Here is a 15099-nt window from a genome sequence, read left to right as displayed (position 1 = left end):
ATTTTAATTAATGAATAGAAGGAGTTTTTTTATATTGTTTAATACATTTGTCTGTTTTAATAGTATAAGGTATAATTATTGTTATAGCTTTATAATTGCAGCAATCTTATAGGAGGAATAGCAATGGATGTAGTTGAAAAGTTTATTAATCAGTATGTTAGAGAAATAGATTTTTATGAAAGAACCGCAAGAATTTGTGCACAGATATGTGAAAACGAGCTTGAAAAAGCTGGAATAAGAGCTATTGTAACATATAGAGTCAAAAGAGTAGACCGCCTAAAAGATAAGCTTATCAAAAGAAGTCAAAGTAAAAAGTATGAATGCGTAGATGACATATATTCAGATATAGTAGATTTAGCTGGCGTAAGGATAGCTTTATATTTCCCAAGTGATAAGGAAAAGATAGAAAGGTTTATAAAGTCAAAGTTTAAAGTTAAAGAAATAAAAAAATTTCCACAAAACAGTGGGAATAAAATATCTGAGGGTAATTCATTTGGTCCTAAATATCAAAAAATGTTTTCTGGATACCATGCGACTCATTACAGGATCAATCTAAAGGCTACTCAAATTGAACAAGATGAAGCAAAATATTGTCAAGCTAATGTTGAAATACAAGTAGCATCTGTTCTAATGCATGCGTGGTCTGAAGTTGAACATGACCTCGTATATAAACCTTTAAATGGAGAACTTTCCATAGATGAATATGAAATATTAGATGAATTAAATGGATTGATACTAGCTGGAGAATTAGGCTTAAAGAGACTATATAAAGCAGTAAAAGAAAGAGTGACTCAAAATGAAGTTGCATTTAGCAGTCACTATGAACTAGCTTCCTTTATTTATGGCAGGATATCTTCTAAAAACCAAATAAATGATATTGAAGATATAGTAATGGGTAGAGCAGATTTACTTTTCAAATTTTTAAAAAGTGCAGGTTTAAATACACCTAAAGCAATAGATAAGCATATTGATAATATTGATATTTCATGTGAAAGTAATACAGTTGTTGAACAGATAATTGATAAGATGATTGAAAATGATATGACTCTTTATAAAAAGTTTGTAAAAGCTAAAAGCGAACTAAATAGAAATCCTTATAGTAATTCTGATGAAGATGAGTCTATAATTCAAAGCAGAAAAGCTTTGTTTTATTTTGTTGATAAGTGGTCGGATCTTCAGATAGTAATGAGGAAGCTTATTGAGAAATTTCATCCCGAGTTTAAAAATGAAAAATATCTTATTTCAGTAGAGAATATTCAGAAGCTTTTAGGAGAAGAATTTAGTAGCAGTACATTTCGTAGCATAAAGAAGATAAATACAGAGCTAATTCATAAATCAGGTGTACCTTCAGATGAAGTATTAGTTGAAACAGGTAAGAAAATTGACAAATTGATAAATAAACTGCTTAACAAGTTTGATGAAGAAGAGAGAACAGCTATTGAGCAGAAAATTAATGAAATTGAGATTAAAGTTGAGTAATGTTGTGCTATACTGTAATAAAATAATTCTTATTCTGATATATAGAAAGTGGAGATGGTATATATGAAAATGTGTTCAGTATGTAAAAAGAACATAGCAGTTATTCTTACTTCCAAAATTGAAAATGGAAAGACTGAAATGGTAGGATTATGTATGGAATGTGCCAAAAAAATGGGACTTCCAGTTATAAATCAATTAATGCAGCAGATGGATATTAAACCTGAGGAATTTGAAAACTTAAATGAGCAGATGAGTAATTTAATAGAAGACATGGATATGGATAACTTAGATTCAGAAAATCCATTTATGAGCATGTTTAAAAATAACTTTTCTAATATTGAAGGCGATTCAGACAATGAAATTAAATTCAAAGAGAACGACGTTTCTTTGGATAATCAAAGCAATGATAAAGATTCTGAAGTAAAGACTGATAAAAAATGGCTTAAAAAGAAGAAGAAAAAATATCTAGATACGTATGGTACAAATCTAACAGAAAAAGCTAAAAATAATCAGGTAGATAGAATAATTGGAAGAAATCGAGAAATAGATAGGGTAATACAGATACTTAACAGACGAACAAAAAACAACCCTATATTGATAGGTGAACCTGGAGTAGGTAAAACAGCTATTGCAGAAGGCTTGGCAGTTCGTATAGCTGATAAACAGGTTCCATCTAAGTTATTTAATGCAGAAGTATACCTTCTTGATTTAACTTCTATTGTAGCAGGTACACAGTTTAGAGGTCAGTTTGAAGGCCGAATGAAATCTATCATTAATGAGGCTAATGAGTGTGGGAATATAATTCTAGTCATAGATGAGGTTCATAACATTATGGGTGCAGGTGAGGTACATGGTGGAGCTATGAATGCAGCAAACATATTAAAACCAGCTCTTGCGAAAGGAGAAATTCAAGTTATAGGTGCTACTACACTTGAAGAGTATAGAAAGCATATTGAGAAGGACACAGCACTTGAGAGAAGATTCCAACCTGTGTTAGTTGAGGAACCTACAATAATGGAGTCAGTAGAGATTATTCAAGGTATAAAGGATTACTATGAAGATTATCATAAGGTAAAGATATCTGACGATGTAATTGAAGAGTCAGTAAAAATGTCACAAAGATATATTACTGACAGATTTTTACCAGACAAGGCTATAGATGTAATTGATGAAGCAGGATCAAGAGCCAATCTGAAAAATCAAGGACTTGTAGAATTGGAAGCATTAAAAGAGGATTTAAAGAAAATCCAAGATTTAAAAGAAGAAGCTGCATCAACTGATAATTATGAAAAAGCTGCAGAATATAAAATAGAAGAGCTTAGAATTGAAGGAAAAATAAAAGAAATAGAAGAGAAATGCAATGAAGTTGAAATAACAATTGATGATATTGCATACGTTATTGAAGCATGGACTAAAATTCCTGTTCAAAAAATTACTGAACAGGAAGCCGAGAAGCTGCTGGATTTAGAAAACAGGCTTCATAAAAGAGTAATAGGGCAGCATGAAGCTGTTTCTTCATTATCGAGAGCTATACGTCGAAATCGTTCTGGGTTCAAGAAGAAGAAAAAGCCAGCATCTTTCATATTTGTAGGGCCTACTGGTGTAGGAAAGACAGAGCTTGTCAGATCTTTAGCATATGAGCTTTTTGGTACTGAAGAAGCTATGATTCGAGTTGATATGTCTGAATATATGGAAAAGCATACGGTATCTAAGTTAATAGGTGCTCCTCCAGGATATGTAGGCTATGACCAAGGAGGACAATTGACAGAGAAAGTAAGAAGAAAACCGTATTCAGTTATTCTATTGGATGAGATAGAAAAGGCTCACCCGGATGTATTTAATATGCTGCTACAGATTCTTGAAGACGGTAGACTAACAGATAGCCAGGGAAGAACTGTATTTTTTGAGAATACAGTAATTGTAATGACTTCAAATGCAGGAACAAACATAAAATCTAATGGGATAGGATTTGTTAGAGATGAATACAATGCATTAGAAAGCAAAGTAAAGGATGTATTGAAGCAAACCTTCAGACCGGAGTTTTTAAACAGAATAGATGAGATTGTTGTGTTTACACATCTTAAAAAGGAAGAGCTTAGCAAGATAGTTGACTTGATGCTTAAAGAAATTGTTGACGAAGTAAAAGAAAAGAAGATGTCTATACAGATTTCTGATGAAGTAAAAGAGCTTATCCTAGAGAAGGGCTACGACCACCAATATGGTGCACGTCCACTAAGACGTACTATACAGAAGTATATTGAGGATGAGATAGCAGAACAGTATTTAAAAAACAAGCTTATTGAAGGAAAACAGATTTCTGTAGTTTTAAAAGATGGAAAAGTAGTAATAGAGTAGAAGAATGAAAAAGGAATCCAAAGATTTGGATTCCTTTTTTTCATTTATTATAAAGATATTATGAACCTGTAGATTTATAATGTTTTACACCAAAATTCCATATTAGAACACAAGGAATTATAAACATTATGCCAAATAGGGGAGTAATCATGTATACGAACTTATTTCCTTCGACTTTATCTAGAATAAACATAAGAGGCAAATAGTTTACTGTACCGAAAGGTATTACAAATGTAAACAATTTTCTTACCCATTCTTTATATATGCTTAATGGGTATTGAGATATTTCTCTTCCACCATCCGTAAATATATTTATTACTTCCAAGCCTTCAATGGTCCAAAAGCATAAGGTAGCACCAAGCATATATATACCTGCAAAAATAAATACTCCACTAATTATCATTAATATTAAAGTTATTACTTTGTATATGTTCCACTCTATATTGATGTTAGTCAACGAAAAAATCAATACAACAATACTTTGCATAAATCGTCCTATTCTTGTAAATTCAAACTTGGAACCTAGAACTTGAAGTACTGTTCTACGTGGTCTAACTAAAATCCTATCAAAGTCTCCGTTAATGATAATAGATGAAAAGGAATCAAATCCTCTTGCAAAGCATTCGCTTAATGAAAAGGCGATATGTATAACGGAGTAGCATAAAGCAACTTCGTATAAAGACCAGCCTCCTATATTTGGAAATCTTTGAAATAAGAGGAATGTAGATACAAAAACTAAAAAAGGTACAAAAAATTGTCCAATGGAAAGCAAAATAAAAGAGGTCCTATATTCCATCTGACTTTTAAAAAGTATAGACATATATCTAAGGTATAGCTTCATGAGTTACCCTCCTTGAACTACTATTCTTTTTAAAGCCTTACTCATCCATAACTTACCTAGAGCAATTAAAATCAATATCCAAAGAATTTGAACTACAATGCTAATTATGCCTTCTTTTATTCCTATATTTCCAGCATATATTCTAAATGGCAAGTCAGAGGCATATCTGAAAGGCAGTAAGTAAACTATATTTTTTAAAGCGTGTGGCATTAGTGGTACTGGAATTATAAGACCAGAAAAAAATTCTCCGAACACACCAAAAACTAATAATGACCCTGTTGGAGACATAGTATAGAAAACGGATATATATATTAACATAGAAATTGCTACTATTAAAATTAGACCTAATATTAGTGCAATGAAAAATAGTATAAATGATAAAATGCTAGGTGGCAAAGAAAATTTATATGGATAGGGCAATAATGATGCTACGATCAATATAGGGAAGCATCGAAGTAAAGCTCCTGATAGCCTCTGAGCTATAAGCTTTGCATACCAAAAGTTGTATAAATCAGTAGGACGGCACAACTCATAGGCTATGTTACCGCTGGTTATATGATTAAAAAGCTCATTATCTCTGAACCATAGCATTATTAGTACTAAAAAGCTTTGCTGTAACCATAATACTTGTATTAGTTCTCTAAAGGATATAGGCTGAGTAGCTGAAGTGCTGCTATAAAATGCTTCAAAAATCATTATATACATAAATCCCCAAAAGAACTGAGTTGAAACTCCAGCTAAAGCTGCCATTCTATACTGCAGTCCTTTAAGCAATCTCATTTTGAATAAAGAGTAATAAGCTTTCATATCTGATACTCCTTGTATAGGGCTACAATGATCTCTTCAATTGGACGACTATCAACAGAAACATCAACAATATCTAATTTTTTTGATAGCAAGCCTATAACCTCTGACACCTTTATTTTCTCGAGATCTACAGATAAGGTTAGTCTTTCTTTAGATTTGAATAAAAGAGTAGTACCTTCAACATTTATATCTTCATTGTTTTCTGTAAAATCTACGGTTAAGGTTTTATGAGTGACAAACCTATTTTTCAATTCTGATAGAGTACCATCTAGCAAGAGTTTTCCTTTTCCAATGAGTATAATTCTTTCAGCTAATGCTTCAATATCACTCATATCATGGGTAGTTAATATAACAGTAATCTTTTTTTCTTTATTTATTGTTTTTATAAAATTTCTGACTGCTATTTTTGAAACTGCATCAAGACCTATAGTGGGTTCATCTAAGAATAATATCTTTGGATTATGAAGTAAGGAAGCACCAATCTCGCATCTCATCCTTTGGCCGAGACTTAATTGACGGACTGGAGTTGAAAGTAAAGTGGATAAATCTAAAGTGTTTGTTAGTAGTTCGAGATTATCTTTAAAATCATTGTGAGAAATTTTGTAAATATCTTTTAGTAAATTGTACGAATCAATTACAGGCACGTCCCACCAGAGCTGAGAACGCTGACCAAAGACTACACCAATATTTTTTACATGATTCACTCTGTTTTTCCATGGAGTATTTCCAAGGATATTACATTTACCGCTATCAGGTACTAAAATACCACTAATAATTTTGATGGTAGTAGATTTTCCAGCACCATTAGGACCAATGTAGCCAACGATTTCACCTTCATCGATTTTAAAGGAAATGTCGTCTAAGGCTTGAATAGTAGAATACTGAGGATTGAACAAGGATTTCACTGCCGCGTTAATACCAGATCCTCTTTTTACAACTTTAAAGCTTTTGCATAAAGCTTCAACTTCAATCATTGTATCCCTCCTTTTTAGAGATATGTATGTTTCAAAGTGTAAATCTAAAGACTAATATAGAGAAGAATCATCATTATATATCTACTTAAAATAGATGTCAATAAAAAAATACTATAATAACAAAAACTCCTCTCTGTTTATTATTAGTTATCTATTCTTAACAGAAAGGAGTTTATTAATATACTACTTTAATTTAAGGTACATGTTATACCACTCGGATCCACCGTGTTCAGATTCAGACACGCCTTCATTAACATATCCAAATTGTTGATAATATTCTATTAGATGCTTCTTACAAGTAAGTAATATATACTTTCTACCATCCTTTTTCGCTGCTGCAATGAAATACTCCATCAATTCTTTAGCATATCCTTTTCTTTGAAAATCAGGATGGACATCAAGTCCAAAGATTGCGATATTATCTCCACTAGGTATATGCAGACTCATATCTTTAAAGAATTCATCTTTAATATGTTTTTCATTTGTTACTGCACCGTTAATAAAACCTATGATTTCATTATTTAGCTCAGCTACAAAAAAACCTTCTGGAAAAACCGAAATTCTTTCCTTAAACACATTTTTTGGAGCTGCTTCAGCAGCTGGAAAGCATACTGCCTCTATTTGTGCCACACGATCTAAATCTTCTGGTAAAACATCTCTTATTTTTAATGAACTCAATTAAACCGCCTCCTTTTAAACTATTATACATTAATAAAGATTATATTTCTTTATTATACTTAGGATTAAATTCAATTTGCCCACTAGTCTTACAGTGAAGTTTCCTTTAATAATGCATTTTTGTTTCTTTCCTGAACAGTCCTAATAGACCATTCGTTTTCAAATAGTAATACTGGTTCTTTATCTTCATTTTCAACCAACATTGTATCCATTGTAATAGAAAAAGTATGTGGATCAAAATTATCCATTTTTACCCATCGAATATAGCGATAAGGAAGTTTTTCGCTAGTAATTTCAACACCATACTCATTTTTTAATCGGTATTCTAATACTTCGAATTGAAGGACTCCTACTACACCAACTATTAATTCTTCTATACCTATATTTGGCCGTTTGTAAACTTGTATAGTACCTTCTTCTGCTAGCTGAGTGATACCTTTTAAGAATTGCTTTCGTTTTAGAGAATTTTTCGTAGATATTTTGGCAAAATGTTCAGGAGCAAATTGAGGGATATCTTTATATTGTAGCTGCGACTGATCTTCGCATAAGGTATCACCAATATTAAAGATTCCAGGATCATGGATCCCGATAATATCTCCTGGATAGGCTGTATCTACTATAACACGATCTTGTGCTAAAAACTGTTGAGGTTGTGTTAATCTTACCTTTTTATTTCTTTGTACATGGTTTACAGTCATGCCCTTTTCAAATTTTCCAGAACAAATTCTTAGAAAAGCGATTCTATCTCTATGGGCTGGGTTCATGTTTGCTTGAATCTTAAAAATAAAGCCAGAAAAATTACTTGATTCAGGATTTATGTTTCCTAGATTGCTTTCACGAGATTTTGGAGGAGTAGTGATGTTTAAAAAGGATTCTAAAAAGGGTTCTACACCAAAGTTTGTTAGGGCGCTTCCAAAAAATACAGGTGTTAACTCCCCATTTAATATTTGTTCCAGATTAAAATTATCTCCTGCAATATCTAGTAATTCGAGATCGTTTATGAGCTGTTCCTGAAGGTCATCTCCTAATAAATGACTGAATTTTTCATCTGAGATATCTCCTGTTGTTGACTTAGCAATTGATTGACCATGATTACCATCATTAAAAAGCTCAACTTGTTTCTTATGACGATTATAAACTCCTTTAAAGTTTTTACCTCCGCCAATCGGCCAATTCACAGGGTAAGAATGAATACCTAAAACTTTCTCAATATCTTCTAGAAGCTCGAAGGGATCTCTTCCTTGACGATCCATTTTATTGATAAAAGTGAAAATTGGGATACCTCTCATTTTACATACTTGAAATAGTTTTTTTGTCTGGTCTTCAACACCTTTTGAGCAATCAATAACCATAACAGCACTATCTGCTGCCATTAGAGTTCTATAGGTATCTTCACTGAAATCCTGGTGACCAGGTGTATCAAGAATATTAATACAAAAGTTATTATATTCAAATTGAAGCACACTTGAGGTAACAGAGATACCTCTTTGTTTTTCTATCTCCATCCAGTCAGATACTGCATGTTTATTGGATTTTCTTGATTTAACTGATCCTGCTGAACGAATTGCGCCTCCATATAATAGAAATTTTTCTGTTAGCGTGGTTTTTCCAGCATCGGGGTGGGAAATAATTGCGAAAGTTCTTCTTCTTCGTACTTCTTTAATAAAGCTTAAATTTTCTTGTGACATATTTTATCTTCCTTTATCTGAATTATTTAAAATAAGAACAAATATATAAAAATATAACCTTTTTGATGTTATACTTTTATTATTTAACTGTCAATTATTTTTTATAGTTAAAGTGCAACTAATATTAAAACAAAACCAAAATATGATAAAATTAAGTTAAGCATATAGTAAATTAAGGGAAAGGATAAATATTAAGGATGATATGTTATACAACATACAAAATCATGTAATGAATGCTAATTAGATAATTCTTAAAGGGGGAAGTTAATTATAAATGCAAGAAATAATGTAGATAGATTTAGTGGGTTTACTGATTGCTATGACAAATATAGACCAGTACCACCTCATATAATTATTGAAATTTTAATGAATTATCTAGGGAGGAGACCATTTTTAGTTGTAGATTTAGGATGTGGAACAGATGTGGAACAGGCATATCATCATTTATATGGAAGGATTACTCAGATAAGGTCATAGGTATTGATCCTAATATAGATATGCTTAGTAAAGCAAAAGAAAAATGTGATGAAAGTGATGTAAGTAATATATTTTTTCAGTTTGGATTTGGTAATGAAACAAATCTTGAACCAAACTGTGCTGATATTATAACATGCTCATCTGCGTTTCAATGGATGGAGCCTCAAAGCACGATCAAGGAAATATCACGAGTGCTAATAGATGCTGGTGTTTTTGCAATGTACAACCATGACCAACCGCCAACAACTGATTGGGTAATAGAAAAAGCCTACAGGAGCTTATTTCAAAACATTTATAGAATTTTAGATAATACTCGTGAGGATGAAGGCAGAGTTAAACTCTGGACAATTAATGAATATCTAGATACCATGAAAAAAAGTAATGAATTTTGATTCATAAAAGAAATACTAGTTCATAAAAAAGTAAAATTGGACGCAGAAGGCTTTATTGGATTTGCGTATAGTCAAGGAGCTTTACGAGATGTATTAAAGAAAAATATTCCGACAGTAAACGAAGAAATAAGCAGGTTTACAGATATAGTTAAGAAAAGAATAGGAGATAGAGTTTTAGATGCTATATATAGTTATAGAATGCGGCTAGGTATTAAATAAAAAGATAAGAGATATTCAATTAATTAATTCAATATCTCTTTAGCATTTTAATTGAATTATCATCTAAAAAAACATGTCTACTATTATAAAATTACCCTCTCTCAGTATTTTAAATAAGTGTCATGGATATATTTAATTTTACTTCATACCATTAAATGGTATAATGAAAATAAATATAAATTTTAGTGGTGATAAAATGAGAATAGGAGAATTTGCGGATTTTAATAATGTTAGTAAGGATGCAATTAGGCATTATATGGATTTAGGATTAATCATACCTGAAAAGCATGGAGGGCAGTATTATTTTGATGATATATGTCAGGAAAGTCTAGAAGAGATAAAAAATTTGAAGAATATGGGATTTACATTAAATGAAATAAAGACAATATTCTTGTTTAGACTTCTTGGGAATCTCACCTATTATCAAGAGGACGAATATTACAGAACACTTTTTATAGACAAATTTGAAAATATATCAAAGCAGATAGAAAATCTGATTACAATAAAGGACAGGCTTAAGGAGAAGATAGAGGAGTTATCACAAAATGAGAGTGCTAAGAAATTTACACTTGGTTTAGATATTAGTGCCTTAAATATCTTAAAATGTTTAAAATGTAACGGGCAGCTATTTATTCAAGATGGAATTATAAATGATAATCAAATCGTTGATGGAAAATTAAAATGTAATTGTGGAGAAGAGTATGCTATTGAGTCAGGAATTATTAAGGCTAATAGTTATTACCGACAAGCTCAATTCAGCTTTGAAGATGACTACATTAGTCAGTATATAAATGCAGTTGATTATAATTATCTGGATAATATATATAAAGGAATAGATTGGTTACGAAAAAAAATAGATTTAAGTAGTTTTAAGAAGAAAGTGGTTTTGGAGCTAGGCTCTGGAATTGGTTTTTGTCTCAGAAACATTTTCAATGAACTTCCAGATGACTGCATATATGTAGCGGTTGACCATGATATAAAAAGACATAAGTTTCTTAAGAATATGCTTGAAAGAGCAGAATCAAAGAAAAATATTATTTTTATATGTACAGATTTTTTACAAATTCCAATAGAAGACAAATCAGTAGATATTCTATTAGATTTTTCAGGTACTAGCAACTATAGTTTTGAGCATAGTGAATTTCTATTAGGACTAATTGACAAGTATATAAAGGATGATTCTTATTTAATAGGATCATACATCCTATTTAAAAATTTTGGATTAAACAGTTTAATAGAGGATAAGTATAGGAAAAGCTTTATTTTAAGTAATATAAAAGATGAGATTAAAGGACTTAAATATAAGACTATTGATGAAAGAGTCTCTGACTTCTTAGAAAAAGGTGGCGAGTTTGAGAATTATTTTGTAAAGGGTGAAAAAGTATATAACTATGTGTATTATGGGAAAAGATGGTGTTAACCCCACCTTTAGTATTTTCTATATAAAAAAATATTAAATTGCTATATTGCTATCGTGTAGACACTACTATTTACAATGAAATTAAGATAGGAGGGTTTACATGATAAAAAAAATATTAAGTATAATAAGACTAAGTGATAGTAAAGAGATTTCTAATTTAGTATTGTTTTCATTAGGCAAAGGTATATCTGTATTTGGATCATCCATACATACCTTTGCTATAGGATTATATGTGTTAAAGATTACTGAATCAGGACTAAGCTACGCAGCAAACTTATTTTTTGGATTAATTCCCGTGATTATATTTAATCCAATTGCAGGTGTTATGGCAGATAGGTTTGATAAAAAGAAAATAGTTATTATTATGGACTTGCTGAATGGACTTTTATTCATAATGCTATATTTTGTTACTTTAATAAGTAATTTGAGTATATTGATAATTTTTTTAAGCTCATTTCTTACCACTGTATTTACTACAATTTTTGGAATCAGTATTGATACAGCAAAGCCTAATATGGTATCAGAGGAGAAATTAATGAATATAAATTCAATTAGTAAAATAATTGATTCTGTAGCAATGATTATAGGACCAGTTATTGGCGGATTAATATATGTGCTTATGGATATAAATAGCTTTATACTAGTAAATGGATTATCATTTGTTTTCTCAGCTGCATTAGAAGTTTTTATTGATTTTAAATATAATTTTGAAGATATGAATACAGAACAAGCGAAGAAAGGACTTATTAAGGACATGAAGGAAGGCTTTAAATATATTATGGTAAGAAAAGATATCATGAAAATAATAAATATATTTATAACTTTAAATTTCTTCATTAGTTTTTCAGTTACAGTTCCTTTACCGTTTATTATTAACAATGTTTTAAAACTAACACCCAAAGAATTGGGGTTAATTCAAAGCTCTTTTCCTGTTGGAATGATTTTAGGTGCAATATTTGTAAAAAGAGTATTTGAGAAAATTTCCTATAATAAACTTTTAATCCTTGTGAGTATTTTACTGTCTACAAGCATGATTTCATTAGGAATTCCACTATTATTTTTGAGTTTAAGAATTAATAGTATATTTTATCTATTATACTATTCAATAATAATGATAGCTTTTGGTATTTTTATAGCATTCATTGATATTCCAATTTTATATTTACTCCAAAAGATAATCTGTGACGAATTTAGAGGAAGGGTTTTAAGCATAGGTATGAGTATTGGGAAAATTGTTGCACCTATAGCTTTAATCATATCTGGTCTTTTAATAAATATATTGCCTCCATATTTTTTACCAATGACTGGAGGTAGCTTATTACTTATTTTTAATATCATAATATTAAAGGGTAGTAAGATAGAGGATATAAGAGCAAATAAAAAATTGATTATAGGTGAAAAATTAGATTGAGGTTTTTGACTATAAATGTGAGGGTAAAGGGAGGAAACTGAAAATGAAAGCATTAATACTAAATGGTTCATTAAAAGAAGATGAAAGTTTGGAAGCAGTTAATAAAATTATTAAAGAAATATTGTGTGAGAAAGATTATGAATTTGAATCGATTTTGCTTCATGAAAAGAAAATAGGAGAATGTATTGGCTGCTTTGGTTGCTGGACAAAGACTCCTGGAATTTGTGTAATAGATGATTATGGACGTATTCTTACAGAAAAGGTAATTAATAGTGATATTGTAGTATACCTTACCCCTGTTATTTACGGTGGATATTCATCAGAGCTTAAGAAGGCTTTAGATAGGATAATACCTCTTTTGGTAATCATGGCTGGAAAACACAGGCCAAACAGTTTAATGTACATAAAAGTTTATATGCAAAGCCTTATAAGAAAATGTAATAAGAAATGTATTAAAGAATTTTAACACCTATATTTTTATAGAGATAAAACTTTATGACTAGAAGAGCTAATTAGATGCATATTCAAGTGTTTTGATGGTATATGATTCAATACTGATTTATGGTGATTAATGTTACTTTGCTTTATTTTTACAAAAATGGTATGATGGGTCTTAAACCTTAATAAGGAGGATTAATCATGAGAAAATGTAGAAATGTATGTGTATATTTTTTAATTTGTTTATTTTTGTTATCTTCACTATCTGTCAGTTACGGTCAAGAGAATGAGCAGATTAAAATTCAAGATTTAGAATTAGATAGTATCCATTATGAGGATAAAGACTATCTCTATTTTAAAATAGATAGACAGATTGCGAGACTTAAAAAAGATTTCTCAGGACAATATGAAATACTATCTGAAGAAGAGAAAAATTATATTGAAGAAATGAAAGCTAATGAAGAAACATTTAAGGTAAAGCAAATAGAAATAGATAATAAAGAAATTGAGATAAATGGCGATTACCTATACTACAACGGGATGCAACTTCTAGATATTAAAAAACACATAGATGAGGACAATGAATTCTACATTCAGAATCCTGAACGTGAAAGAGTACCAATGGATTTTTATTTACAGAAGTATACCTTAAATGATAGCAAAACTTTGTATTCAATAATAGTTTATACTTGCGGAGCTATATCAGCTCCATATACACCTACGTATCGAAACTATGTTATGGTTGAAGATGGTACTACGAAGATATTAGATTTAAATAAGAAAAGCTCTGAAGAGGAGGACGCTGGAGAAGTAGCCTTTGAATTATGGGATGTTTACATAAATAATAATAGAGTGTGGCTGGTTGGTTATCATTATTATAGTTGGCATAGTATTTTTGACACAAGTATATATTATATAGATGAGAAAGGAAATACAGTTGCTGTAGATGAAATAGTGAGCAGCTTAAATAAAAATGTTCATGATAATAATGAACAATTTTTAGCATTAAGGCTAGTAGGGATGAGTGATAAAAGAGTTGTATTTGATGATTCAGAAAAAAAATACAGTGAAGATCAAAATATAAATATATATTATAAGCTAAATGCCTTATATGAGACGACTCAGGAACTAGAAATAAAAAGAATGAATGTAGATGAATCAATAGTAAATGAAAAATACACTAAGGAAAATGATGTTTTTTATTTAGGGAAAAATAATGAAATATATTATATAAGTGACAATCCTCATGGAGTAGTTAATTTAACTAATGGACAATTTAAAAAGTTTGGCTTAAGTAAAAATAATGCTAATGAAGAGGCAGAAGAAAATACTAATACTTATATCCCAATACTAATTAATGGTGAATATATTGAGTTTAATGATAAGCTTGGATACCCATTTATTGATGAAAACAACCGTACTCAAGTACCCTTTAGAATAATACTTGAAAAGATCGGAGCAAAAGTTGAGTGGAATAATGAAACGAGAACTGCAATAGCAGAAAAGGATGGAATAAAGGTTGAAGTTCCTATTGATAAGACATTCATATTAAAGAATGGTGAAAGAATAGAAAATGATACTAAAGCTTTAATTAAGGATGAAAGAACCTACCAATAAGAGTCGTTTTGGAAGCCTTTGGATATGAAGTAGGATGGGATGGCAAAACAATAACAGTAAAAATGTAAAAACCAAAGAATACTATTAGTTATTTTTATATTTTAAAACTTCTCAAGCTATAATTTTGAGAAGTTTTTTTGTACTCTAGCTTACTGAAATACGACTTCAGCAGTGTTTAAAAAATTAACTATAAAAGTGATTGACATTAAGAACGTAAGCGTATAATAATTGATGGATTTTCTAAGTGATGCCTAAATGAGATAATAAAGTAGACTTGTGAACACTTTTAAAGTGTTTACAAGT

The 15099-nt window shown here is 30.4% G+C and carries 14 protein-coding genes; 9 read left to right on the top strand and 5 right to left on the bottom strand.

Annotated elements, in window-relative coordinates:
- Positions 1-123 precede the first annotated feature (123 nt).
- A complete protein-coding gene (locus HNR33_RS20165; protein ID WP_429087133.1) occupies positions 124-1479 on the top strand; it encodes a hypothetical protein in 1356 nt (451 codons plus the stop codon).
- Between the two features lie 63 nt (positions 1480-1542).
- Positions 1543-3834, top strand: coding sequence for an ATP-dependent Clp protease ATP-binding subunit (locus HNR33_RS20160; RefSeq protein WP_429087131.1), 2292 nt, complete (start codon positions 1543-1545; stop codon positions 3832-3834).
- A 58-nt stretch (positions 3835-3892) separates the two neighbouring features.
- Here HNR33_RS20160 and HNR33_RS20155 read toward each other — a convergent pair whose 3' ends face one another.
- The 5 genes from HNR33_RS20155 to HNR33_RS20135 form a co-directional block, all read right to left on the bottom strand.
- Positions 3893-4675 (bottom strand): ABC transporter permease, encoded by a 783-nt coding sequence (locus HNR33_RS20155; protein WP_429087129.1) that lies wholly within the window; start codon positions 4673-4675, stop codon positions 3893-3895.
- Between the two features lie 3 nt (positions 4676-4678).
- Complete coding sequence (locus HNR33_RS20150) at positions 4679-5455, bottom strand: ABC transporter permease (protein ID WP_429087127.1); 777 nt, start codon at positions 5453-5455, stop codon at positions 4679-4681.
- Between the two features lie 23 nt (positions 5456-5478).
- Positions 5479-6456: an ABC transporter ATP-binding protein gene (locus HNR33_RS20145; protein ID WP_429087125.1), complete on the bottom strand. Its 978-nt coding sequence runs from the start codon at positions 6454-6456 to the stop codon at positions 5479-5481.
- A gap of 183 nt (positions 6457-6639) precedes the next feature.
- Entirely contained in the window at positions 6640-7134 is a 495-nt protein-coding gene (locus tag HNR33_RS20140) for a GNAT family N-acetyltransferase (protein ID WP_429087122.1), read from the bottom strand.
- A gap of 89 nt (positions 7135-7223) precedes the next feature.
- Positions 7224-8822 carry a peptide chain release factor 3 gene (locus HNR33_RS20135; protein ID WP_429087120.1) on the bottom strand — a complete coding sequence of 533 codons (1599 nt, stop codon included), beginning with the start codon at positions 8820-8822 and terminating at the stop codon, positions 7224-7226.
- A gap of 410 nt (positions 8823-9232) precedes the next feature.
- Here HNR33_RS20135 and HNR33_RS20130 point away from each other — a divergent pair, with 410 nt between their 5' ends.
- The 7 genes from HNR33_RS20130 (at position 9233) to HNR33_RS20100 (ending at position 14864) form a co-directional block, all read left to right on the top strand.
- Positions 9233-9691 carry a class I SAM-dependent methyltransferase gene (locus tag HNR33_RS20130; protein ID WP_429087118.1) on the top strand — a complete coding sequence of 153 codons (459 nt, stop codon included), beginning with the start codon at positions 9233-9235 and terminating at the stop codon, positions 9689-9691.
- Between the two features lie 36 nt (positions 9692-9727).
- Positions 9728-9910, top strand: a complete 183-nt coding sequence (locus HNR33_RS20125; RefSeq protein ID WP_429087116.1) for a hypothetical protein — start codon at positions 9728-9730, stop codon at positions 9908-9910.
- 163 nt (positions 9911-10073) lie between these two features.
- Complete coding sequence (locus HNR33_RS20120; protein ID WP_429087113.1) at positions 10074-11330, top strand: MerR family transcriptional regulator; 1257 nt, start codon at positions 10074-10076, stop codon at positions 11328-11330.
- A gap of 100 nt (positions 11331-11430) precedes the next feature.
- On the top strand, positions 11431-12741 hold the full coding sequence (locus HNR33_RS20115; RefSeq protein WP_429087110.1) for an MFS transporter: 1311 nt from the start codon (positions 11431-11433) through the stop codon (positions 12739-12741).
- Between the two features lie 43 nt (positions 12742-12784).
- Positions 12785-13207 (top strand): flavodoxin family protein, encoded by a 423-nt coding sequence (locus HNR33_RS20110; protein ID WP_429087107.1) that lies wholly within the window; start codon positions 12785-12787, stop codon positions 13205-13207.
- 173 nt (positions 13208-13380) lie between these two features.
- Positions 13381-14796 (top strand): copper amine oxidase N-terminal domain-containing protein, encoded by a 1416-nt coding sequence (locus HNR33_RS20105; RefSeq protein WP_429087106.1) that lies wholly within the window; start codon positions 13381-13383, stop codon positions 14794-14796.
- An 8-nt stretch (positions 14797-14804) separates the two neighbouring features.
- Entirely contained in the window at positions 14805-14864 is a 60-nt protein-coding gene (locus HNR33_RS20100) for a hypothetical protein (RefSeq protein WP_429087218.1), read from the top strand.
- The last annotated feature ends 235 nt before the right edge of the window (positions 14865-15099 follow it).

Source organism: Brassicibacter mesophilus, assembly GCF_050433385.1.
Classification (GTDB): domain Bacteria; phylum Bacillota; class Clostridia; order Tissierellales; family Proteiniboraceae; genus Brassicibacter; species Brassicibacter mesophilus.
The sequence above is the reverse complement of the archived record's forward strand: the minus strand, read 5'-3'. Positions and strand labels throughout refer to the sequence as shown.

Coding starts and splice junctions, on each gene's coding strand:
- HNR33_RS20165 (WP_429087133.1), top strand. CDS start 124: ATGGATGTAGTTGAAAAGTTTATTAATCAGTATGTTAGAGAAATAGAT.
- HNR33_RS20160 (WP_429087131.1), top strand. CDS start 1,543: ATGAAAATGTGTTCAGTATGTAAAAAGAACATAGCAGTTATTCTTACT.
- HNR33_RS20155 (WP_429087129.1), bottom strand. CDS start 4,675: ATGAAGCTATACCTTAGATATATGTCTATACTTTTTAAAAGTCAGATG.
- HNR33_RS20150 (WP_429087127.1), bottom strand. CDS start 5,455: ATGAGATTGCTTAAAGGACTGCAGTATAGAATGGCAGCTTTAGCTGGA.
- HNR33_RS20145 (WP_429087125.1), bottom strand. CDS start 6,456: ATGATTGAAGTTGAAGCTTTATGCAAAAGCTTTAAAGTTGTAAAAAGA.
- HNR33_RS20135 (WP_429087120.1), bottom strand. CDS start 8,822: ATGTCACAAGAAAATTTAAGCTTTATTAAAGAAGTACGAAGAAGAAGA.
- HNR33_RS20130 (WP_429087118.1), top strand. CDS start 9,233: ATGTGGAACAGATGTGGAACAGGCATATCATCATTTATATGGAAGGAT.
- HNR33_RS20120 (WP_429087113.1), top strand. CDS start 10,074: ATGAAAATAAATATAAATTTTAGTGGTGATAAAATGAGAATAGGAGAA.
- HNR33_RS20115 (WP_429087110.1), top strand. CDS start 11,431: ATGATAAAAAAAATATTAAGTATAATAAGACTAAGTGATAGTAAAGAG.
- HNR33_RS20110 (WP_429087107.1), top strand. CDS start 12,785: ATGAAAGCATTAATACTAAATGGTTCATTAAAAGAAGATGAAAGTTTG.
- HNR33_RS20105 (WP_429087106.1), top strand. CDS start 13,381: ATGAGAAAATGTAGAAATGTATGTGTATATTTTTTAATTTGTTTATTT.